Genomic DNA, 22,037 nt, shown 5'->3' with positions numbered 1-22,037 from the left:
CAAAGCGTTGGTTGTTCGCCATCGTCGCATTCGCCCTCGCACTGGCCGCACGGCTTTGGCTCGACGCGCGGCTTCCCCCGGGTTTTCCGTATCTGACGTTTTTTCCTGCGGTGATTCTCACGACGTTCTTCGTGGGGCTTGCACCCGGCATTGCTGTCGGCATCGCATCGTTTTTTGCGGCCTGGTACTTCTTCATCGCTCCTGCAGGGTCCTTCGAGCTCAACGGACCGGCGATCGTCGCACTCGCCTTCTTCGTGGCCATCGTCACCGTTGATGTGCTCTTGATCCACTGGATGCATGTGGCGCTCGATCGATTGAAGCGCGAGCAAATGGTGTCGCACCGCCATGCGGAAGAGCGCGATGTTCTCTTCAAGGAAATGCAGCACCGCGTTTCCAACAACCTCGCCGTCGTCAGCGCGCTGTTGAATGCGCAGAAGCGTGCGTTGCCCGAAGGTGAAGCTGCAACCGCGCTTGCCCAGGCCGCGACGCGGGTCAATCTCGTCGCTCGCATGCAGCGCGATCTTTATGATCCCGCCCACCAGACCCTCGATTTTCCAGCCTATCTCAAGGCGCTCGGACCGGACATCCTCGAAGCGATGGATGCACGCCATGTCACCTATCATGCCGACGTGGCTGCGATCGACGTCTCGTCAGATATGGCGGTTCCGCTCGGCCTCATCGCGACGGAGCTGATCTCGAATTCCATCGAGCACGCATTCGCAGACAAGCGCCAAGGCCGCATCGACGTTGAATTGTCGGAAGTCGATGCCGCGTCGGGCTCGTACCTGCTGCGGGTCAGCGACGACGGCCCCGGCTGGCCGGAGGCGTTCAAGCCGGACACGTCGCGCAATCTCGGCATGCGCATCGTGGTATCCCTGGCTCAGCAGATCGGCGGCCAGTTCAGCTATCACAATGATGGCGGCGCCGTTTCCAGCCTCGCCTTTCGCATCGATGGCCGCAAAGCCTGATCGCACTGTCTGGTAGGGCCGTTCAGGCCTTTGCCGGAAGCTCGACGCCGTGCTGTTCGAGGGCCCGGAAAACCGTGTCCACGATGCCCTTGCGGTCGAGGCCGGCCTTGGCGACCATGATTTCGGGCTTCGCCTGGTCCATGAAGATGTCGGGCATCACGAGCGAGCGCACCTTCAGCCCATTGTCGAGCAGGCCCTCGTTCGAGAGATAGTGCAGCACATGCGAGCCGAAGCCGCCGACTGCGCCCTCCTCGATCGTGATCAGCACCTCGTGCGTGGCTGCGAGTTCCGCGATCATCGCTTCGTCCAGCGGCTTGCAGAAACGGGCATCGGCAACCGTTGTCGACAAGCCTGCCGCATCGAGGTCTTCCGCCGCAAGCAGCGCATCGGCAAGCCGTGTGCCGAATGAGAGAAGCGCGACCTTCGTGCCCTGCTTGACGATGCGACCCTTGCCGATCGGCAGAATCTCGCCGCGCTCCGGCATCTCGATGCCCACACCTTCGCCGCGTGGATAGCGGAACGCGATCGGGCCATCGTCATAGGCGGCAGCAGTGCGCACCATGTGCTTGAGCTCGGCTTCATCCGCTGGCGCCATGACGACGAAGCCCGGCAGGGTGGCCAGATAGGTGGTGTCGAACGAACCCGCATGTGTTGCGCCATCGGCACCGACAAAGCCGGCGCGATCGATGGCGAAGCGGACGGGCAGGTTCTGGATGGCCACGTCGTGCACGACCTGGTCGTAGCCGCGCTGCAGGAAGGTCGAGTAAATCGCCACGAACGGCTTCAGCCCCTCGGTGGCCATACCGGCGGCGAAGGTGACGGCATGCTGCTCCGCAATCCCGACATCGAAGGTGCGTGCCGCAAATTCCTTGGCGAATTTGCCAAGGCCTGTCCCGTCCGGCATGGCAGCGGTCACCGCGACAATGCGGTCGTCCTGACGTGCTTCGCCGATCAGAGCGTCGGCAAAGACGTTCGTGTAGCTCGGTGCATTTGGCTTGGCCTTCGCCTGGGTGCCGGTGATTACGTCGAACTTGGAAACACCGTGATACTTGTCGGCAGCGGCCTCGGCCGGCGGGTAGCCTTTGCCTTTCTGGGTGACGACGTGGATGAGCACCGGCCCGCGCCCGTTGTCGCGCACGTTGCGCAGGACAGGCAGCAGGTGGTCGAAGGAATGACCGTCGATCGGCCCGATGTGATAAAAGCCCATCTCCTCGAACAGCGTCCCACCGGTCACGTAGCCGCGGGCGTGCTCGACGGCGCGCGTAATGGCGCGGTCGACCGATCGGCCGAGATAGGCCGTCAGCTTCTTGCCGAACTCGCGGATGCCCATATAGGTCCGGCCGGACGCGAGCCGCGCCAGATAGGCGCTCATGGCGCCCGTCGGCGGCGCGATCGACATGTCGTTGTCGTTGAGGATGACGATGAGCCGCGCATCGAGTGCGCCGGCATTGTTCAGCGCCTCATAGGCCATGCCGGCTGACAGCGCGCCGTCGCCGATGACGGCGATGACGTGCCGCTTCTTGCCCGTCAGGTCGCTGGCGACCGCCATGCCGAGGCCGGCGGAAATGGACGTCGAGGAGTGTGCGGCCCCGAAGGGGTCATAGACGCTTTCGTCCCGCTTGGTGAATCCGGACAGTCCGTCTTCCTGGCGCAGCGTGCGGATGCGGTCACGCCGGCCTGTGATGATCTTGTGCGGATAGCACTGGTGGCCGACATCGAAGATCAGCCGGTCTTCCGGCGTGTCGAACACCTTGTGGATGGCAAGGGTCAGCTCCACCACGCCCAAGCCGGCACCGAGATGTCCCCCCGTGACCGAAACGGCATCGACCATTTCGGCGCGCAGCTCCTTGGCAAGCTGCGGCATCTGCCGATCGTCGATCGCCTTGAGGTCCGCTGGCCACGTCACGCGGTCAAGCAGCGGAGTTTCCGGTTTCGCGGTGTGGGGAAGTTGCGTCACGCTGGCCTCGTTCCGCACGGCTTCTTTTGGGCCGTGTCCGGTGTTGTCGTTTCGGTCCGTCTCGCCGCGACCGATCGGGTAAAGGTTGTTCCTATCCAATGTCGCCGCTGTGGCAAAGGGATGAATTCCGCCTGCGCCCTATGGATGTGTCCTTTGGACACCCGGGCGATGTATCACCAGATATGGCGAGGCAAGGCGAAACTTGCACCCCCGGCCGGCATGAAATGTGCGGGAAGCCATGTCGAAAGAGGTCGAACGGACGGGCAAGCAGGCGAGCTGACAGACGCTCGCCGCCAGGCTCCATCGGTTGGCCTTTGCGGAAATACTGAATTTCAACCGTGCCTTAACATCTGGGCGATAGGCAGGAACAGGCTGAGTTAAACGGGGCCTGACCGACGCAATGGGACTGATAGCAACGATCCAACGCCAGAGCCGTCGATCCTATCTGGTGTCGCAATGTTCGCTTGTGGGGGCGCTGACGGCCACATCCGCCATCGCCCTGTCAGCGGATGCCACAGGTTCCATCGTCGCGACATCCGCAGCTGCGATGGCGGCAGTCGGGTTTTCCATGTTCACGCTCCATCATGCCAGGCGCGGTGTCTACCGAAAGCTTGAGCACGCCCACATCGCCGATGGCGAGCGGCAGCGCATGATGGAAAGCGATGTCATGACCGGCGCCCTGGCGCGCCGACATTTTATGGAATGTCTCGATCAGGCCGTTCGCAGGACCGATGTGCCCGTCACGCTGATGCTGATCGACATCGATCATTTCAAGCAGCTCAACGACACGCTCGGACATCCGGCGGGCGATGCAGCGCTTGTTCATCTCAGCAATTGCCTTCGCCATCAGTTCAAGACGGGCCAAGTCGGGCGGCTGGGCGGAGACGAATTCGCGATCCTCTTCTTTGGCACCTCCGAGGCCGAAATCGCGCGCCAGACGGCGCTTCTGCTGCAACTGGTCGCAAAACCCTTCAGGCACGCAGGGCACGACATCGCCCTCAGCGTTTCGATCGGCACTGCCACGTCGATTGATCGTGCCCATGATGCAAGCGGACTTTTCCAGAATGCAGACCTGGCGCTTTACGCGAGCAAATCGGCAGGACGCGGGCGCGCGACGACGTTCGAGGAGTCCATGCTGCAGGATCGCCGCCGCGTTCGGTATCTCCAGCGCGAACTGCGAGCAGCGATCTATCTCGACCATCTCGAATTGCACTACCAGCCCGTGGTCGATGCTCAAAAGCAGGTGAAAGGCTTCGAAGCCTTGGTGCGCTGGCGCCATCCCGTGCGCGGCCTTATTCCTCCGATCGAATTCATTCCGGTGGCGGAATCATCGACATTGATCGATCTCCTGGGCGAGTGGGTCTTTACCCGCGCCTGTCAGGATCTGGCTCGGCTCGGGCACCTGAATGTGAGCATCAATGTCTCGGGCGAGCAATTGAAGCGCGACAATCTGGTGGCCATGACCGAGCGCGTTCTCCAACAGACAGGCTGCGCCCCGCAGCGCATCGTCTATGAAATCACCGAAACGGCAGCGACCGACGCAACGCCCGATGTGCTGCGCAGGCTGAACAAATTGCGCGCCATGGGCATTCGCCTGGCGCTCGACGATTTCGGCACCGGACATTGTGGCTTCAACTATCTGAAAACTTTGCCGATCGACGTCATCAAGATCGATCGCAGCTATATCAGCAATCTTGGGAAGGACAGGCTCGCGCAGGTGCTGGTCTCGGCACTGACGGAAGTGGGCCGCATCCAGGGCATCTCGGTCGTGGCCGAAGGTGTCGAGACGGACGAGGACTTCCAGCTGGCCAAGGCTGCTGGCTGTGATCGCTTCCAGGGCTACGCGATCGCTCGCCCGCAGCCACTTGAACAGATCGATCTTTCAAGAATTGGCGGAATGCTGGCCGAAGCCTCCTAACGAACTATGCCAGCAACAGGTTTCAAAGCTTAGGCGTCGTCCAGCGGCTCGACGCCCGTCGGCTTGCCGTTCCGGTCGAGCCGGATTTTCTCGACGCGATCTTCGGCGGCTTTCAGCAGCGTTTCGCAATGCTTCTTGAGGGCTTCGCCACGCTCATAGATGGCGATCGAGCGATCGAGCGGCACATCGCCCCGCTCCAGATCCGATACGATGCGCTCCAGTTCGGCCAGAGCCTGCTCGAAGCTCAATCCCGCGATCTCGGCGATGGCATCCGGTTGCGCGTTCATGGTCATCCTCTCATCAGTCTCTGGACATGGGTTGCGGCCGACTCGGCCAGCCCCACCAGATCATAGCCACCCTCGAGCAGGCTGACGATGCGGTGGCCGGTGTGGCGTTCGGCAATCTCCATGAGTTTTGCAGTGGCCCAGTCGAAATCGTCGGCGACCAGATTGATCTGCGCCAACGGATCGCGGTGATGCGCGTCGAATCCGGCCGAGATGATGATCAGATCGGGCATTGCATCCTCGATCGCCGGCAGGATGCGCGACTTGAACGCCTCGCGGAAATGATCGCCACCCGTGTTGGGCGACAGTGGCGCGTTGACGATGTTGCCCTTTGTGCCCGTCTCCCCGACTGCGCCGGTGCCGGGATACAGCGGCATCTGGTGCGTCGAGAGATAGAGCACCGACGGGTCGCTCCAGAAGATGTCCTGAGTGCCGTTGCCGTGGTGGACGTCCCAGTCGATGATCGCGACGCGGTCGCAGCCATATTTGCGCTGGGCATGGCGGGCGGCGATGGCGGCATTGTTGAACAGGCAGAAACCCATTGCCTTGTCCGCTTCGGCGTGGTGGCCGGGCGGGCGAGACGCGACGAAGACGTTGTCGGCCTTGTTGGTGAAAACGTCGTCGACGGCGGCCATTGCGGCGCCGACTGCCGTCAGCGCGGCTTCCAGGCTGCGCGGGCTGGCATGCGTGTCGGCGTCGATCTGCGTCATGCCTTCTTCGGGGATGCTGCCGCGAACGCGGTTCAGATAGGTCTCGGGATGAGCAAGCAACACCGCTTCTTCCGGCGCCAGCGGAGCTTCGACCCGGACGAGCGCATCGAAGTTCTCATGCTCCAGAGCAGCGGCCACGGCCCGCAGGCGATCCGGGCGCTCGGGATGCCCGGCGGGCACCAGATGCTCCAGAAAGATCGGGCTCGTATAAAGCTTGGTCGTCATGACGCGCTTCCCCGGAGTGTGATCAAGAGCAGATTTCGGTTTCGGTGATGGCGATGCCAAAGCCTTCCAGCCCAACATAATGCCGTTCGCGCGAGGCGAGCAGGCGGATCGACGTGATGCCGAGGTCCTTCAGGATCTGAGCGCCAAGGCCGATTTCCAGCCATTCGTTCTCGCGGGCTTTAGCCTCGTCATGTTCTTCGGTGCCGAGCGCTGCGCGTCCCGCATTCTGCTGGCCAACGCCGACGGAGCCCTCACGAAGATAGACGATCACGCCGCGCCCGTGGGCCGCGATACGCTGCATATAGGCATCGATCGGGCGAGGCGTGCCGAACACATCCTGCACCGACCCGACCTGGAGCCGCACTGGCACGTCCTCGCCGTCACGAATGTCGCCGAAAACGATGGCGAGATGATGCATCGGGTCCCAAGGGAGGGAATAGGAATGCGCGACAGCGCGCCCGTGCGGCGTCTCGATCGGGAAGGTGGCGTTCTGCTTGACCAGCGTTTCCTTGCGCTGCCGATAGGCGATCAGGTCGGCGACGGAAACCTGCTTGAGGCCGTTGGCGTCGGCAAAGGCTGCAACCTGCGGTCCGCGCATCACCGTGCCGTCGTCGTTGACGAGTTCGCAAATGACACCGACGGGCGGCAGATTGGCCAGCTTGCAGAGGTCCACCGCCGCTTCCGTGTGGCCGGAGCGCATCAAGACGCCGCCCTCGCGTGCAACGAGCGGGAAAATGTGGCCCGGCCGCACGAAATCGACCGCACCGGCATTGGGATTGGCAAGGTTGCGTGCCGTCAGCGTCCGGTCGTCGGCCGAGATCCCCGTCGTCGTGCCGTGCTTGTAGTCCACCGAGACGGTGAAGGCCGTCGTGTGCGGCGCATCGTTTTCGGCAACCATCGGGCCGAGATTGAAGCGCTTGGCGTCTTCGCGTGTCATCGGCGTGCAGACGATGCCGGACGTGTGGCGCACGATGAAAGCCATTTTCTCGGGCGTGCAATGAACGGCAGCGACGATCAGGTCGCCTTCGTTTTCGCGCCCGTCATCGTCGGTGACGACGACGATTTCACCGGCTTCGAAGGCCCGCAGAGCTTCGACAACGCGTTTCTGGTCGTATGGCATGACGTGTTCCTAGCAAGCGTATGGACGCAACTCGTGTGGCGGAGGGGCTTCAGTCGTCGTCGGCAAGTCTCGACCGGCCGGTCTGCCCTCGGTCCCTGAGATAGTGATCGGCGATCGTGCAGGCGAGCATGGCCTCTCCGATCGGAACGGCGCGGATGCCGACGCACGGGTCATGGCGACCCTTGGTGCGGATATCGACTTCGTTTCCGTCGGCATCGATGCTGCGGCGCTCGTTCAAAATCGACGACGTCGGCTTCACGGCGAAGCGCGCAACGATCGGCTGGCCTGTGGAAATGCCTCCCAGAATGCCGCCGGCATGATTGGAGAGGAAGATCGGCTTGCCATCGGGGCCGATGCGCATTTCGTCGGCATTGTCTTCGCCGCGGATCGTCGCTGCCAGAAAACCGTTGCCGATTTCCACGCCCTTGACGGCGTTGATCGACATCAGCCCGGCGCAAATGTCCTGGTCGAGCTTGGCGTAGATCGGTGCCCCAAGACCTGCAGGTACGCCTTCCGCCACCACTTCGATGATGGCACCCACCGAAGAACCGGCCTTGCGCACCTCATCGAGATAGTCTTCCCACACCGGCACGATCTCCGGATCGGGCGCGAAGAACGGGTTGGTGTCGACGCTATCCCAGTCCCAGTTGCGCCGGTTGATCGGGCGATCGCCGATCTGCACGAGCGCGCCGCGGAATTTCACACCGGGAAGCACCTTGCGGGCGATGCCGCCGGCCGCCACGCGCGCCGCGGTTTCGCGCGCCGACGAGCGCCCGCCGCCGCGATAGTCGCGCACGCCGTATTTGACGTCATAGGTGTAATCGGCATGGCCGGGCCGATACTGCCGCGAAATCTCGGAGTAGTCCTTGGACCGCTGGTCGGTGTTCTCGATGACGAGCGCGATCGGCGTGCCGGTGGTCACATAGGTGAACCCGTCTTCCTGCGGCATCACCCCGGAGAGAACCTTCACCACGTCGTCTTCACGACGCTGCGTCACGAAACGCGATTGTCCCGGCTTACGCTTGTCGAGCCAGCGTTGAAGCTCGGCCAGTGTGAAGGCGATGCCGGGCGGGCAGCCATCGACCACGCACCCAAGCGCCACGCCATGGCTTTCGCCGAAGGTCGTCACGCGGAAAAGATGGCCGAAAGTATTGTGCGACATGGGGTGCCTGGGTGCATCTCAAGTGAAAGCGGAGCCTGATCTAACGCAAGCCTTGCCCATGCGCAAACGTCGGACGCATGGCAAACGGGGGCAGGGCGGGTGCCGCAGCGTCAACCACCGGCCACGGGTAGCCAGGACGCGGAACCGTCCTTGATGAGCACGATGCGATCCTGGTGCACCGGCATGACCACGGCATCCTCGGCAGGCAACTGGCCAACCAGCTTGAACAGCGAGCGAATGACCCCACCATGGCAGACGCAGATCGTCGGCCGGTCCACGGTCTCAAGCCAGGATGCCACGCGCCAAGAGAGGATTTCATAGCTCTCGGCGTCACTTCCGGGCGGAATGAAATGCCATTTGTCGGCATCGCGCTGTGCGACGGCGTCGGCCTGATCGAGCGAGAGTTCCTCGAGCGTGCGCGTTTCCCAGTCGCCGAAACAGACCTCGATGATGCGATCGTCCGTTCGGTAGTCGGCGACCGGCAGGCCGAGTTCGGCGCGGATCAGCTCCATCGTCTCGCGGGTCCGCCCAAGCGGGCTTGCCACGAAATCGAACTCGGTGATCGTGCTTCCCAGTTCCTGGGCAAGCAGGCGGCCGTTCGCGCGGGCCTGACCGCGCCCGATATCGTTTAGCGGAATGTCGCGCGCGCCCTGGAAGCGATCTTCGGCATTCCAGTCCGTCTGGCCGTGGCGGATGGCATAAATCAGCACGTCACGGCCTCTTGGAAGGGGATGCTCAGTCCTTGACGACGGATATGTCCGGCGCATCGACCGCCTTCATGCCGACGGTGTGATAGCCCATGTCGACATGGTGGATCTCGCCCGTGACGGCCGTCGAAAGGTCCGAAAGGAGGTAAAGCGCCGAGCGCCCGACTTCCTCGATCGTGACCGTCCGCTTCAGTGGAGCATTGTACTCGTTCCACTTGAGAATGTAGCGGAAATCGCCAATGCCGGAAGCTGCGAGCGTCTTGATCGGGCCGGCCGAAATCGCGTTGACGCGGATGCCGCGATTGCCGAGATCGACGGCGAGATAGCGCACGCTCGCCTCGAGCGCGGCCTTGGCGACACCCATGACGTTGTAGTGCGGCATGACCTTCTCGGCGCCGTAATAGGTGAGTGTCACCACCGAGCCGCCGTCGTTCATGATCTTCTCGGCACGCTTGGTCACTGCAGTCAGCGAATAGACCGAGATATCCATCGTGCGCGCAAAGTTCGAACGCGACGTTTCCAGGTAGCGGCCGGTCAACTCATCCTTGTCGGAAAAAGCGATCGCGTGAACGACGAAATCGATCTTGCCCCACTGGCGCTCGACTTCGGCGAAGACGGCGTCGATCGTCTCTTCATCGGCAACATCGCAATGGCCGGCGACGATCGCGCCAAGCTCTGCCGCCAGGGGCTCGACCCGCTTGCGCAGCGCGTCGCCCTGGTAGGTAAGTGCGATTTCCGCACCGTTTTCTGCCAAGGTCTTCGCAATGCCCCAGGCAATCGAGCGGTTGTTGGCGAGGCCCATGATGACGCCGCGCTTGCCGCGCATCAGCCCCGTTGCCTGATCCATGTCTCTCTCCTCGGCTTTCCAAGTGCGAGAGCCTATTGCACAGGCCTTCCGATGGTTCAAGGGAGAGCTGAACGCTATCCCGGGGCGGTTTTCATCCTTCAGACGAACCAGGCGCCGCGCTGCATGCGCAGAAGATCGGTCAGCTTTTCGTCCGTTTCGGCCGGCAGCATCAGCCGCAGCTCGCAGACGAGATCGCCGCGCGTACCGCCGCTGGTGGGCAGGCCCCGGCCGGCCACGCGAATGCTGGCGGCCGAATCCGACCATGGATCGACCTTGATCGGCATCGGCCCGTCGAGACTTTCCACGGTTAGCGTCGCGCCGAAAACTGCCTGATCCAGGGTTAGCGGCACTGCCACAACCAGATCGCGCCCTTCGCTGCGGAAGCGCGCGTCCTTTTCGTAAACGATCGCGACGCAGAGGTCGCCGCGCGAACCCGCATCCGCCCCGCTGCCCTGTCCGGAAACACGGACAATGTCGCCCTGGAGAGCGCCGCGCGGCACCTTGACGGAAACCGTCGACCCATCGCTGCGCCGCACCTCGTGCTCGCCACCATTCATGATCGTGGCCAGAGGCACCTCGAGCCGCACATGCGTGTCGCTCGCCCCTGTCTCGTCGCGTGGGGTGATCAAGCCGAAAAGCGGCTTCAAAGCGCGATCGAAGAGCGACCAGCTGCGCTGCGGCTTGGCAGGATTGGCTTTTTCCGTGCGCGGCTCAGCAGGCGCACCGTCCAACGGCACGTCATCGATCCCAGGCGCATCGTTGATGGTCGCGCGCCCTGCCGCCCGTGCAGCGTCGGCGGCGGGCTTGGCCTGCTGAAAGGTCTCGCCGAAGATGCGTTCGGCAACATCCTCGGGCCGCTCCTGCGGCTCCGGACGGCGGCGGTTGATATCGGATGCGGCAAAGGGGTCCGCTGTTCGCTTCCCAGCCGCGCTGGCCGGCCGCTTGCGTCCGCGCGCATCGATGAGCCCCTCATCGAATTCGCGACGCCGATCGGGGTTGCCGAGGATCTGGTAGGCCGCGTTGATTTCCGAGAAGCGCTCCTGAGCGCCGAAATCACCGGGATTCTGGTCCGGGTGAAACGCCATGGCGAGCCGCCGGAAGGCGCTCTTGATCTCGTCTTTGCCGGCATCGGGCTGAACGCCGAGTATAAAATACGGATTACGCATGACCGATTCTTCCATGGACCGACATGCAGTCTAGGAAGAGATTGCTAATTGAGGGTTTATGCCGACTTTTTCATGTTCCAGGCGAGAGATTGATGATCTGCCAGCGTTCGCCGTCATTGCTGCAGCCGAGACCCTGGAACTGCCGACGTCCGAACACGTCGCGACGTGTCGTGGAAAACCGGCGGCAGGTGGCATCCTCGCGCTGTTCTTCAGCGACATAGCCGATGACGCCTGTCGTTCCCGTGGAGGGATTGGCCCAGGCAAAGGGTCCGTCCGGCGTGCGGGCAAGGTCGATATCGGCGACGGCCGCTATGAGGGCCGCGTCGTCGCTGCCGGGGATTGGACCGGCGGGCCTGTTGATGGAGCCGGTCACGGTGTGATCGACGCCGAGCGCCATGTCCATGTCCGTGCCGATACACCCGCTGAGGGCGAGCGTCAGGAAGCCGACGCACATAGCCCTGCATGCTGGGGTGAAACGGCCGCGCAATGTCATGGACTTGTGCAGGATGGGCACCATATGGTCGACGCAATTGAAAACGGAAGGCGCATCTGAATCCACAATGAGCGATACATCCTTAATTCAAGGTAACTTCACCGAGGCGACGGACCCCATCGCTCTGTTCGCGGGCTGGCTGGAAGAAGCCGTGGCGAGCGAAGTCAACGATCCGACGGCGACGGCACTGGCGACGGTCGACACCGACGGTCTGCCGGATGTGCGGATGGTTCTGCTCAAGGGCTTCGATGATCGCGGCTTCGTTTTCTACACCAATTTCGAAAGCGCCAAGGGTTCCCAGATCCAGGCGACCATGAAGGCCGCCATGTGCTTCCACTGGAAGTCGTTGCGCCGGCAGGTTCGCGTTCGCGGACCGGTCGAAATCGTGACGGAGGCGGAGGCGGACGCCTATTACACATCGCGTCCCCGAGGCAGCCAGATCGGCGCCTGGGCTTCCGCGCAGTCGCGACCGCTGGACGACCGGGCGACCCTGGAAAAGGCAGTGGCCGACCTGACCGCACGCTATGGCGACGACACGATCCCGCGCCCACCTCACTGGTCTGGCTTTCGCATCAAGCCGGTCGCGATCGAGTTCTGGAAGGACGGCGCGTTTCGCCTGCACGACCGCATCAAGTTCACGCGCCAGGACGAGGGCGCAGCCTGGGATCGCCTACGCCTCTATCCCTGAGCGGCGTTTCATCATGCGGAAAGGCAATCCGGAAGCGAGCGCACGGACATAGCGCGCTCGCTGAAAGTGGCCGTTGAGCGAAATTCGCGGCAGGCTGAACGGTGAAAGTGTCAGTCCGGCAGCGTCGATCACGCCGGGCTGGGTTGTCACCGCGAGCTTGAAGCCAGCCTCCCCGGAAGCTGCGAATTCCCGCGGCCCCGCCGCGCAGACACTGCCATAGGGATAGGCAAACGTCGCCGGGCGCTTGCCGGTGATCTCGCCGATATAATCGGCAGACCCGTTCAGCTCTGCGTGCAGGCGCTCCGGCGTGACATGCGCCAGGCTTGGATGGGTAAGACTGTGGGCGCCCAGCGAAACCAGCGCTTCAGAATCAGCGAGAGCCACCAGTTCGGCACTGTCCATGATCTCGCTTTCGATGAAGTCCAGAGGCTCGAGCCCGGCATCCCGGGCAACGATGTCTAACACCTGAATGCGCTCATCCTGATGGCCGGATCGAATTGCAGCGGCAAGCCGCGCAAAGGCGAGTGACTTCAACGCGATCGTCGTCGTGGAGAGTGTCTCCAGCCCGCTGCCGAAATCAAAGGTCAGCGAGTTCTGGTTGCCAAGCAGCGTCGCCGCCGTTTCCCACCAGGCGGAATGGGTGCGCTCCACAAACCCACGAGTCAAGAAGATCGTGTGAGGCACGTTGTGCCGTTTGAAGACGGGAAGCGCGTGGTCGCGATTGTTGCGATAGCCGTCGTCCAGCGTGAAGGCGAAATAACTGTCGCCCGCATTGCCGTCCCGCACGTGATCGGGAAGATCTTCCAGGCGCACCGGCTTGAAGCCGTCCGCGATCAGGGAAGACAAGGCGACGTCGAGAAATTCAGGCGTCACTTCCAGATGCGCGTTTGGCGCAAACGGTGCGCGTACAGCCGGGCGCACATGATGAAGCGTGAAAATCAGCGCACGGGGGCGCCTGGCGCGGCCGATGCCTGCGCGGGAGGCGAGGTGAAACGTCTCCAGCGCTACGGCGACCGCAGCTTTTCCCAGGCCATGTCTGGCGAGTGTCGTCCCCACGCCGCCCTCGATCCCCCAACGCCGATCGTGCTGCATTCAGCTTCGAGTGTTAGGGGATGGACATTAATCTTTGTTGAAGATCGTTCCCGCAAGCAGACTGTCGACAAAGGCGGGCACGAGCATAGACGCCGTTCCGGTTTCGGAGCGATGAAAGTGCGAATGCCCGGCCGAGGGCTCGAGGTTGAGCTCGACGGTCAGTGCGCCGGCGCTGCGTGCTTCTTCCACGAAACCGGCGGCGGGATAGACGGTGCCGCTTGTGCCGATCGACACGAAAAGGTCGGCCGCTTGGAGACGGTTGGAAATCCTGTCCATCTCATAGGGCATCTCGCCGAACCAGACGACGTCGGGGCGCATTCCGCCGCCCATGCTGCAGGTGGGGCATGGCGTTAAAGTATCCATCTCATCACGCCACGCGTTGCGCTGCCCGCAGTGGAGGCAGAGCGCCTTTGCCAGTTCGCCATGCATGTGGATCAGCTTCCGGCTGCCCGCGCGCTCATGCAGATCGTCGATGTTCTGGGTGACCAGCAGGAAATCGCCAGTGAATTCCTGCTCCAGCCGTGCGAGCGCAAGATGGGCGGCATTGGGCGCGACACTGTCCAGCCCGGCGCGCCGCTCGTTGTAGAAATCGTGCACGCGGTCAGGATCGCGCGCGAAGGCCTGCGGCGTGGCCACATCCTCGATGCGAACCCTCGACCAGATGCCGCCCTTGTCGCGGAAAGTCGCCACGCCCGATTCGGCCGAAATGCCGGCGCCGGTAAGGATGACGATGGAGGAGGGGCGAAACGCCATGGCCGACGTTGTCCAGTCAGGCTTCGGTGCCGCCGACCGTGGTCTGCTCCATCTTCAGGTGTGGCTGGCCGACGCCCACGGGCACCCACTGGCCCGCCTTGCCGCAATTGCCGACACCGGTGTCGAGCTTGGGATCGTTGCCGATCATGGAAATGCGCTTCATCGCGTCGGGTCCGTTGCCGATCAGCATCGCACCCTTGATGGGGTGGCCGATCTTTCCGTCCTCGATCATGTAAGCCTCGGTGCAGCCGAAGACGAACTTGCCGGAGGTGATGTCCACCTGTCCGCCACCGAAGGAGACAGCGTAGATGCCCTTTTTCACCGAAGCGATCATTTCTTCCGGCGTGTGCTGGCCGCCGAGCATATAGGTGTTCGTCATGCGGGGCATCGGTGCATGGCTGTGGCTTTCGCGACGACCATTGCCGGTCGGCTTCATGCCCATCAGCCGGGCGTTCTGACGATCCTGCATGTAGCCGACGAGCTTCCCATCCTCGATAAGGACATTGTAGGCGGACGGCGTGCCTTCGTCGTCGATGGTGATCGAGCCGCGGCGTTCGCCGATCGTCCCGTCATCCACCACCGTGACGCCTTTGGCGGCGACCTGTTCGCCGAGAAGCCCGGCAAACGCCGAGGTCTTCTTGCGGTTGAAGTCGCCTTCGAGCCCGTGGCCGACGGCTTCATGCAGCATCACGCCCGGCCAGCCATTGCCGAGCACGACGTCCATCGTCCCGGCCGGAGCAGGGCGCGCTTCGAGATTGACGAGAGCCTGGCGAAGAGCTTCGTCGGCGCCGCTGCGCCAGTTCTCGGCCACGACGAAATCGCCAAAGCCGTGCCGGCCGCCCATCCCGAAGCTGCCGCTCTCCTGGCGGTCGCCATCGCCAACGACGACTGAGACGTTCACTCGGGTCAGCGGTCGCACGTCACGCCGCCGCTCGCCATCGGCGCGGATGATTTCCACCACTTGCCAGCTCGCGCCGAGTGACACGGTTACCTGCCGAACCCTGGGATCCCTGGCGCGCACATAGGCATCGATTTCCTGCAGGAGCTTCACCTTCTGCTCGAAATCGGGCTGGCCGATCGGGTTCTCCTCGCCGTAAAGGCTGCGATTGGTGCGCTGCGGAGCCGCCGCATAGCTGCCAGAATGCCCGACGGTCACGGCCGAAACGGCATCGGCTGCACGCTTGAGCGCAGCCTCGGACAATTCGCCTGCATGGGCATACCCGATGGCCTCACCCGCCACGGCCCGCAATCCGAAACCTTGGTCGGTGTTGAAGGTACCGCTCTTCAAACGGCCATTGTCGAAAAGCAGCCCTTCGGACTGGCGGTATTCGAGGAAGAGTTCGCCATCGTCTGCGCCGTGCAGCGTGTCGGACACGATCCGCTCGATCGAGGCTGCGGAGATATCGAACTTGTCGAGCAATTGATCGGTCACGAAGAGGCTCCCGGGCGCTTGAAGTGGTCCGGCTCATATAGGCCCTGGCCGGGCGGAATCACACCCTCAGAAACGGCAAAGCCGCCCATGAGGCGGCTTTGGAATACGCGTGGCGGCCGAGGCAGCCTCAGGGCAGGGCAGCGAAGCCTGCTTCGAAGCCGTCCAGATCGACCGGTATGCCGATGCCTTCTTCCGGCGTCTGAAACACGATGAACGTCGCGGTCGTGCCGCTACCCATGGTCTCGAGCAGTTCGTCTTCCAAAATCACCTCAGCGTAACAGCCGTCGGTGAAGCAGCGCACGAAATAGGCCCGGCCGATATCCTCGCCATCGACATTGAGACCGAGGCCGTTGGGCAGAAGAACGCCGAGTGGCGCAAGGACGCGCAGGATGCGGGCCTGATCGTCGGCCGTCTTCAGCACGACGACCGAAAGACCGACTTCCGGGCGGTCCTCGGCGATCACGTTCTGCATGAGCGCACATTGCTCGTCGGGCGCGCCAGCCTGTTCGTCGCAGACGATCGACCAGGCACCATGTGTGGAGCGAACGGCGCCGCTCTGTGATGGCGAAGGCTGAGTCTCCGGCAATGTCTGGGCTTCCGGCGCAGGCTCGCCTTCAGCCGGCGTTTCTGCCGCCGGCGCTTCGGCCGGAGCCTCGGCATCCTGTGCCTGGGCTGAAAGAGGGAGTGCGGCCAGGGCCAGGAATGCGGCGCCGGCGGTGGCGCTCCGGATGAAGACAGACAGTGGGCTCGGCAGCATCGGCGACCTCGAAATGGCGAATCACAGGCAGGAATTTGACGGCGCGCGGCCGAAAATGAAAGCCCGGCCGGCGGAGCCTTCCCGCATATCCATCAATAACGGCCAGAATCGTGCAGCTAGACGCAAATAAACAAAGAGTGGAGACATGGGAGGCAGGCGTGGACGCCCCACCTTAAGACTATGGCGCGTCGGGTGCAAAATGCCGCATGAGAAGCGCCTTCCGCATGTTGCGATAGCCTGTAAATTATGGTTCTAAGCGGGCAAGAAAGTCCGGCTCGGTACAAGATTGTGCCTGCAATGGGCCATGCTTCAAGGAGATTGGGTGTGAGATACATCTCATTTGCAGCGCTGACCGCTATGGTTTCGCTGCTTTCTGCTACCGGGGCCAACGCGGATCAGCCGGTCGACTGGCAGGTGCGTTTTCAGCCGGCAGCGACTGGAATCATGCAGGAAATCACGTGGTTCGAGATTTACACGCTGTGGTTCATCGTGCCGATCACGCTGCTCGTTCTCGGCCTTCTCGCCTATTGCGCCATCAAGTTCCGTAAATCGGCAAACCCGGTTCCGTCGCGCACCAGCCACAACACGCTGATCGAAGTTGTCTGGACCGTCGCGCCGGTCGTGATTCTCCTGGCGATCGCCGTTCCGTCCTTCCAACTGCTCTCCGCCCAGTACGATCCGCCGGAAGAAGCCGCGCTGACGATCAAGGCGACCGGCTACCAGTGGTACTGGGGCTATGAATACCAGGCTGAAGCGGAAGAGGGTGGCGAGCCGACGGAAGTCGTCTTCGATTCCTTCATGCTGCAGGACGCCGACCGCGAAGCTGCCGGCAAGACCGATGTTGCCGCTTATCCGCGTCTGCTGGCCGTCGACAACGAAGTCGTTGTGCCGGTGAACCAGACCGTCCGCCTGCTCATCACGGCCGGTGACGTTCTCCACTCCTTCGCCATGCCGGCTTTCGGTGTGAAGATGGACGCCGTGCCGGGCCGTCTGAACGAGACGTGGTTCAAGGCGGAGCGTGAAGGCCTCTATTACGGCCAGTGCTCAGAACTGTGCGGTAAGGATCACGCCTTTATGCCGATCGCGATCCGCGTTGTGAGCGAAGAGCAGTACAATTCCTGGGCTACGGCCGCTGCCGCCAATGTCGGCGAAGCGAACCGCGCTCTCATTGCTGCGATCGAGGCTGAAAAGTCCGTCGACGTTGCCGAAAACGATGCACAGTAAGAACTAGGAGCGAGGCTCATGGCCGGTTCGACCGCTGCTCACGACGCCCATCACGATCACGTGCCGCAAGGCTTCGTGAAGCGGTGGATGTTCTCCACCAACCACAAGGACATCGGTACGCTCTACCTGATCTTCGCGATCATGGCGGGCATCATCGGTGGCGCCCTGTCCATCTTCATGCGCATGGAGCTGCAGGAGCCGGGCATCCAGATTTTCCACGGCCTCGCAGCCATGGTCTACGGCTTCGAGGGTGATGCAGCCCTCGACGGCGGCAAGCACATGTACAATGTGTTCACGACCGCTCACGGCCTCATCATGATCTTCTTCATGGTCATGCCGGCGCTCATCGGCGGCTTCGCCAACTGGATGGTGCCGATCATGATCGGTGCGCCGGACATGGCGTTCCCACGCATGAACAACATCTCGTTCTGGCTTCTGCCGCCCGCATTCATCCTGCTGCTGCTTTCGATGTTCGTCGAAGGTCCGGCCGGTGCCTACGGTGTCGGTGGTGGTTGGACGATCTACCCTCCGTTCTCGACATCCGGCCAGCCTGGGCCAGCCATGGATCTCGCGATCCTGTCGCTGCACATTGCCGGTGCCTCGTCGATCCTCGGTGCGATCAACTTCATCACCACGATCTTTAACATGCGCGCTCCGGGCATGACGCTGCACAAGATGCCGCTCTTCGCCTGGTCGGTTCTGATCACCGCCTTCCTGCTTCTCCTGTCGCTGCCCGTTCTCGCTGGTGCCATCACCATGCTTCTGACGGACCGCAACTTCGGCACGGCGTTCTTCGATCCGTCGGGCGGTGGTGATCCGATCCTCTTCCAGCACCTGTTCTGGTTCTTCGGTCACCCGGAAGTGTACATCCTGATCCTGCCGGCCTTCGGCATCGTCAGCCACATCATTTCGACCTTCTCGCGCAAGCCGGTGTTCGGCTATCTCGGCATGGCCTATGCCATGGTCGCGATCGGCGCCGTCGGCTTCATCGTGTGGGCACACCACATGTATACGGTCGGCCTGTCGCTCGACACGCAGCGCTATTTCGTCTTTGCCACGATGGTCATCGCGGTTCCGACGGGCGTGAAGATCTTCTCGTGGATCGCGACGATGTGGGGCGGTTCGATCTCGTTCCGCACGCCGATGCTGTGGGCGATCGGCTTCATCTTCCTCTTCACGGTTGGTGGCGTCACGGGCGTTCAGCTCGCCAATGCGGGCCTCGATCGCTCCTTCCACGACACCTATTATGTCGTTGCGCACTTCCACTACGTGCTGTCGCTCGGCGCCGTGTTCGCGATCTTCGCAGCCTGGTACTACTGGTTCCCGAAGATGACCGGCTACATGTACAATTCCATGGTCGCCAAGACCCACTTCTGGGTCACCTTCATCGGCGTGAACCTCGTGTTCTTCCCGCAGCACTTCCTGGGTCTGGCCGGCATGCCGCGCCGTTACATCGACTACCCGGATGCCTTTGCAGGCTGGAACGCGATCTCGTCCTACGGTTCGTACATCGCCGCCATCGGCGTCCTGATCTTCCTCTATGGCGTTTGGGAAGCCTTCGCCAAGAAGCGGATCGCGGGCGACAATCCATGGGGTGAGGGTGCAACGACACTTGAATGGCAGCTGTCTTCGCCGCCGCCGTTCCACCAGTGGGAGCAGCTGCCGCGCATCAAGTAAGCGGCAGCCGACCAGGGTTGATGAACAAGAGACCGCCAGCATCGTTTGGCGGTCTCCGACTTGAGAGAAGACTGAAATCTGCGCGTCCCGCGCGAAAGGTTGAGTTGAATGGCCTACACCAGCGATCATGATGTCGCCGTGCCTGAAATCGTTGGCGGGTCCGATGTCCGCATGTCCGAGGCCAGCGCGCGTGACTTCTTCGATCTCCTGAAGCCGCGGGTCATGTCGCTCGTGATCTTCACGGCCTTCGTCGGCCTTTATCTCGCGCCCGGCGACATCCACCCGTTCATCGCTGGCGTTGCCGTGCTCTGCATCGCCGTCGGCGCAGGCGCCTCCGGCGCGCTCAACATGTGGTACGATGCCGATATCGACGCGGTGATGACGCGAACGGCCAAGCGCCCCATTCCCGATGGCCGGGTGACCGGTGGCGAAGCGCTGGGCTTCGGCCTGATCCTGTCCATATTCTCGGTGATCACGCTCGGCCTGCTCGTCAATTGGGCCGCTTCCGCGCTTCTCGCCTTCACCATTTTCTTCTACGCCGTCGTCTACACGATGTGGCTGAAGCGCATGACGCCGCACAACATCGTCATCGGCGGTGCTGCCGGCGCGTTCCCGCCCATGATCGGCTGGGTCGCCGTTACCGGTTCGATCTCGATCGAAAGCGTCGTGCTCTTCCTGATCATCTTCCTGTGGACGCCGCCGCACTTCTGGGCTCTCGCGCTGTTCAAGCTGCGTGACTATGGTGATGCCGGCGTTCCGATGATGCCCAACGTCAAGGGCGAGGCATCCACCAAGACGCAGATGTTCTGGTACGCGGTCGCAACGGCCATCGTCGGCGTATCGCCGTACTTCCTCGGCTTCGCCGGCCCGGTCTACGCCGCCGTTTCGCTGCTGCTTGGCGCCGAGTTCATTCGCCATGCCTACAAGGTCTGGACGATGCCGGAAGACGATCGCGTCATGGTTCCGGCCAAGAAGCTGTTCGGTTACTCGCTGATCTATCTCTTCGCTATCTTCGCGTTGTTCCTGATCGACGATTGGGCGATGCGGGCCTTCACAGCGTTTGCGGCATGATGGAGGCGGCAATGGAAACTGTTGAACTGACGGAAAAGCAGAAGCGCGCGCGCCGCAACCGGTCCATCGCAATCGGCATCGTTCTGGCGCTGCTCGTCATCCTGTTCTATGCGGCAACGGTCATCAAGATCGGGCCGGAGATCATGAACAAGCCGATGATCTGAGGGAGACGCACGTGGCCGATCGTAACGACACTGCAGCAGAAACGAAGAAGCCCGCCAACAACCGCGGCATCGTGATCGCGTGTCTGGTATTCGCCTCGACCATGGGCGGCATGGCTTATGCGGCGGTGCCGCTTTACGAGCTGTTCTGTCAGGTGACAGGCTATGGCGGCACGACGCAGCGCGCCGAACAGTATTCCGACACGATCCTCGACCGCACGGTCAAGGTTCGCTTCGATTCGAACGTGAACGGTCTGCCCTGGACATTCCGTCCGAAGCAGCGCGAGGTCGAAGTTCGGATCGGCGAGACGATCCAGGTCGAATACGTCGCGACCAACAACAGCGAGCGCACGACGTCCGGTCAGGCGACCTACAATGTCACGCCACAGACCGCCGGCGCTTTCTTCAACAAGGTCGAGTGCTTCTGCTTCACCGAGATGAGCCTCGAACCCGGTGAGTCGATCGACATGCCGGTCGTGTTCTTCGTGGATCCGGCGATCGTCGATCAGCGCGAGACGCAGAACATCGAAACGATTACGTTGTCATACACGTTCTTCCCGCACGCCACGGAAGCTGCACCCGTTGCTGCAGCGCCGGTAGGCGACGAGAAGAATTCGGACAGTCTCTAATGGAATAAGGCGGTCCGTCGGGTTCCGCCTGCAAGGAAAGGTCAATCGGGGATCAGTTCATGGCCGATGCACATACGAAAAATCACGACTATCACATCATCGACCCGTCACCCTGGCCCCTGGTCGCTTCGATCGGCGCTCTGGTCATGGCCTTCGGTGGCGTCGGCTACATGCGCTATCTTTCCGGTGGCTCCTTCAACATGTTCGGGGTCAACTGGGCGAGCCCGTGGCTCTTCTACATCGGCCTCGCGATCGTGCTCTACACCATGTATGGCTGGTGGTCGGACACGGTAAAGGAATCGCGCGAAGGCCATCACACACGCGTCGTGTCGCTGCACCTGCGCTACGGCATGATCATGTTCATCGCTTCCGAAGTGATGTTCTTCGTCGCCTGGTTCTGGGCCTTCTTCGACGCGAGCCTCTTCGCCGACGAATCGATCCAGGAGGCCCGTGTCGCCTTCACGGGCGGTCAGTGGCCGCCGGCCGGTATCGAAGTGCTCGATCCGCTGCACCTTCCGCTCTACAACACCGTCATCCTGCTGCTTTCCGGCACGACGGTCACCTGGGCGCACCACGCGCTGCTGCACAACGACCGCAAGGGCCTCATCTATGGCCTGACGCTCACCGTGCTGCTCGGCGCGCTGTTCTCCTACGTTCAGTTCTATGAGTACACGGTTGCCCCGTTCGACTTCGCCAATTCGATCTATGGCGCAACCTTCTTCATGGCCACGGGCTTCCATGGCTTCCACGTTCTGGTCGGCACGATCTTCCTCGTCGTCTGCCTCATCCGTGCGCTGAAGGGGCACTTCACGCCGCAGAAGCACTTCGGGTTCGAAGCGGCCGCCTGGTACTGGCACTTCGTCGACGTGGTGTGGCTCTTCCTCTTCTTCTCGATCTACGTCTGGGCATCCTGGGGCGCACCGATCGCTGCGCATTGATGTCGCATCGCTGTCCGGGCCATGGCCCGGACGGTCCGGAATGCATATATCTGGGGCG

The 22,037-nt window shown here is 62.4% G+C and carries 22 protein-coding genes; 9 read left to right on the top strand and 13 right to left on the bottom strand.

All coding sequences use genetic code 11. The features are described from left to right. The first annotated feature begins 11 nt into the window (after positions 1 to 11). A complete protein-coding gene (locus D5400_RS17290) occupies positions 12 to 968 on the top strand; it encodes a sensor histidine kinase (RefSeq protein ID WP_164527929.1) in 957 nt (318 codons plus the stop codon). Positions 969 to 990: 22 nt separating this feature from the next. Here the strand turns inward: D5400_RS17290 and dxs are convergent, their stop codons facing one another. Beyond that, positions 991 to 2,925, bottom strand: a complete 1,935-nt coding sequence (dxs, locus tag D5400_RS17285) for a 1-deoxy-D-xylulose-5-phosphate synthase (RefSeq protein WP_126011148.1) — start codon at positions 2,923 to 2,925, stop codon at positions 991 to 993. 400 nt (positions 2,926 to 3,325) lie between these two features. Here dxs and D5400_RS17280 point away from each other — a divergent pair, with 400 nt between their 5' ends. After that, on the top strand, positions 3,326 to 4,843 hold the full coding sequence (locus D5400_RS17280; protein ID WP_126011147.1) for a putative bifunctional diguanylate cyclase/phosphodiesterase: 1,518 nt from the start codon (positions 3,326 to 3,328) through the stop codon (positions 4,841 to 4,843). Positions 4,844 to 4,872: 29 nt separating this feature from the next. Here D5400_RS17280 and D5400_RS17275 read toward each other — a convergent pair whose 3' ends face one another. The 8 genes from D5400_RS17275 to D5400_RS17240 form a co-directional block, all read right to left on the bottom strand. Continuing rightward, entirely contained in the window at positions 4,873 to 5,136 is a 264-nt protein-coding gene (locus D5400_RS17275) for an exodeoxyribonuclease VII small subunit (RefSeq protein ID WP_126011146.1), read from the bottom strand. Continuing rightward, entirely contained in the window at positions 5,133 to 6,062 is a 930-nt protein-coding gene (locus D5400_RS17270; protein WP_126011145.1) for a histone deacetylase family protein, read from the bottom strand. The genes D5400_RS17275 and D5400_RS17270 overlap by 4 nt, the downstream gene beginning before the upstream one ends. A gap of 22 nt (positions 6,063 to 6,084) precedes the next feature. After that, complete coding sequence (gene ribB / locus D5400_RS17265) at positions 6,085 to 7,182, bottom strand: 3,4-dihydroxy-2-butanone-4-phosphate synthase (RefSeq protein WP_126011144.1); 1,098 nt, start codon at positions 7,180 to 7,182, stop codon at positions 6,085 to 6,087. 49 nt (positions 7,183 to 7,231) lie between these two features. Continuing rightward, positions 7,232 to 8,344, bottom strand: coding sequence for a chorismate synthase (gene aroC, locus D5400_RS17260; protein ID WP_126011143.1), 1,113 nt, complete (start codon positions 8,342 to 8,344; stop codon positions 7,232 to 7,234). Positions 8,345 to 8,454: 110 nt separating this feature from the next. Beyond that, the gene (locus D5400_RS17255; protein WP_126011142.1) at positions 8,455 to 9,054 is read right to left on the bottom strand and encodes a histidine phosphatase family protein; all 600 of its coding nucleotides are present in this window, start codon (positions 9,052 to 9,054) and stop codon (positions 8,455 to 8,457) included. Positions 9,055 to 9,079: 25 nt separating this feature from the next. Continuing rightward, a complete protein-coding gene (gene fabI / locus D5400_RS17250) occupies positions 9,080 to 9,898 on the bottom strand; it encodes an enoyl-ACP reductase FabI (RefSeq protein ID WP_126011141.1) in 819 nt (272 codons plus the stop codon). Positions 9,899 to 9,996: 98 nt separating this feature from the next. Beyond that, the gene (locus tag D5400_RS17245) at positions 9,997 to 11,064 is read right to left on the bottom strand and encodes a DnaJ C-terminal domain-containing protein (RefSeq protein ID WP_164527928.1); all 1,068 of its coding nucleotides are present in this window, start codon (positions 11,062 to 11,064) and stop codon (positions 9,997 to 9,999) included. Between the two features lie 70 nt (positions 11,065 to 11,134). Next, complete coding sequence (locus tag D5400_RS17240; protein ID WP_126011139.1) at positions 11,135 to 11,623, bottom strand: RT0821/Lpp0805 family surface protein; 489 nt, start codon at positions 11,621 to 11,623, stop codon at positions 11,135 to 11,137. Between the two features lies 1 nt (position 11,624). Here D5400_RS17240 and pdxH point away from each other — a divergent pair, with 1 nt between their 5' ends. Then, positions 11,625 to 12,245 (top strand): pyridoxamine 5'-phosphate oxidase, encoded by a 621-nt coding sequence (gene pdxH / locus D5400_RS17235; protein WP_126011138.1) that lies wholly within the window; start codon positions 11,625 to 11,627, stop codon positions 12,243 to 12,245. On the opposite strand, the gene D5400_RS17230 is transcribed toward pdxH, so the two are convergent. From D5400_RS17230 to D5400_RS17215, 4 genes are all read right to left on the bottom strand, one after another. Continuing rightward, positions 12,228 to 13,301, bottom strand: coding sequence for a polysaccharide deacetylase family protein (locus D5400_RS17230; protein WP_164527927.1), 1,074 nt, complete (start codon positions 13,299 to 13,301; stop codon positions 12,228 to 12,230). The genes pdxH and D5400_RS17230 overlap by 18 nt on opposite strands. A gap of 63 nt (positions 13,302 to 13,364) precedes the next feature. Next, a complete protein-coding gene (locus tag D5400_RS17225; protein ID WP_126011136.1) occupies positions 13,365 to 14,090 on the bottom strand; it encodes an NAD-dependent deacylase in 726 nt (241 codons plus the stop codon). A 16-nt stretch (positions 14,091 to 14,106) separates the two neighbouring features. Continuing rightward, complete coding sequence (gene tldD, locus D5400_RS17220; protein WP_126011135.1) at positions 14,107 to 15,522, bottom strand: metalloprotease TldD; 1,416 nt, start codon at positions 15,520 to 15,522, stop codon at positions 14,107 to 14,109. Between the two features lie 127 nt (positions 15,523 to 15,649). Further along, positions 15,650 to 16,279: an invasion associated locus B family protein gene (locus D5400_RS17215; protein ID WP_126011134.1), complete on the bottom strand. Its 630-nt coding sequence runs from the start codon at positions 16,277 to 16,279 to the stop codon at positions 15,650 to 15,652. A 324-nt stretch (positions 16,280 to 16,603) separates the two neighbouring features. Here D5400_RS17215 and coxB point away from each other — a divergent pair, with 324 nt between their 5' ends. From coxB to D5400_RS17190, 6 genes are all read left to right on the top strand, one after another. Further along, positions 16,604 to 17,503, top strand: coding sequence for a cytochrome c oxidase subunit II (coxB, locus tag D5400_RS17210; RefSeq protein ID WP_164527926.1), 900 nt, complete (start codon positions 16,604 to 16,606; stop codon positions 17,501 to 17,503). 18 nt (positions 17,504 to 17,521) lie between these two features. Beyond that, complete coding sequence (gene ctaD / locus D5400_RS17205) at positions 17,522 to 19,180, top strand: cytochrome c oxidase subunit I (RefSeq protein ID WP_126011132.1); 1,659 nt, start codon at positions 17,522 to 17,524, stop codon at positions 19,178 to 19,180. 108 nt (positions 19,181 to 19,288) lie between these two features. Further along, positions 19,289 to 20,251, top strand: coding sequence for a heme o synthase (gene cyoE / locus D5400_RS17200; RefSeq protein WP_126011131.1), 963 nt, complete (start codon positions 19,289 to 19,291; stop codon positions 20,249 to 20,251). Between the two features lie 11 nt (positions 20,252 to 20,262). Beyond that, positions 20,263 to 20,415 (top strand): hypothetical protein, encoded by a 153-nt coding sequence (locus D5400_RS21275; RefSeq protein WP_164527743.1) that lies wholly within the window; start codon positions 20,263 to 20,265, stop codon positions 20,413 to 20,415. An 11-nt stretch (positions 20,416 to 20,426) separates the two neighbouring features. Then, a complete protein-coding gene (locus D5400_RS17195; RefSeq protein ID WP_126011130.1) occupies positions 20,427 to 21,041 on the top strand; it encodes a cytochrome c oxidase assembly protein in 615 nt (204 codons plus the stop codon). 59 nt (positions 21,042 to 21,100) lie between these two features. Next, on the top strand, positions 21,101 to 21,979 hold the full coding sequence (locus tag D5400_RS17190; RefSeq protein ID WP_126011129.1) for a cytochrome c oxidase subunit 3: 879 nt from the start codon (positions 21,101 to 21,103) through the stop codon (positions 21,977 to 21,979). Positions 21,980 to 22,037 lie beyond the last annotated feature (58 nt).

The sequence above is a fragment of the Georhizobium profundi genome (assembly GCF_003952725.1).
Taxonomy (GTDB): Bacteria; Pseudomonadota; Alphaproteobacteria; order Rhizobiales; family Rhizobiaceae; genus Georhizobium; species Georhizobium profundi.
Note: the sequence above shows the minus strand (reverse complement) of the source record. Positions and strands in the feature narration are given on the sequence as shown.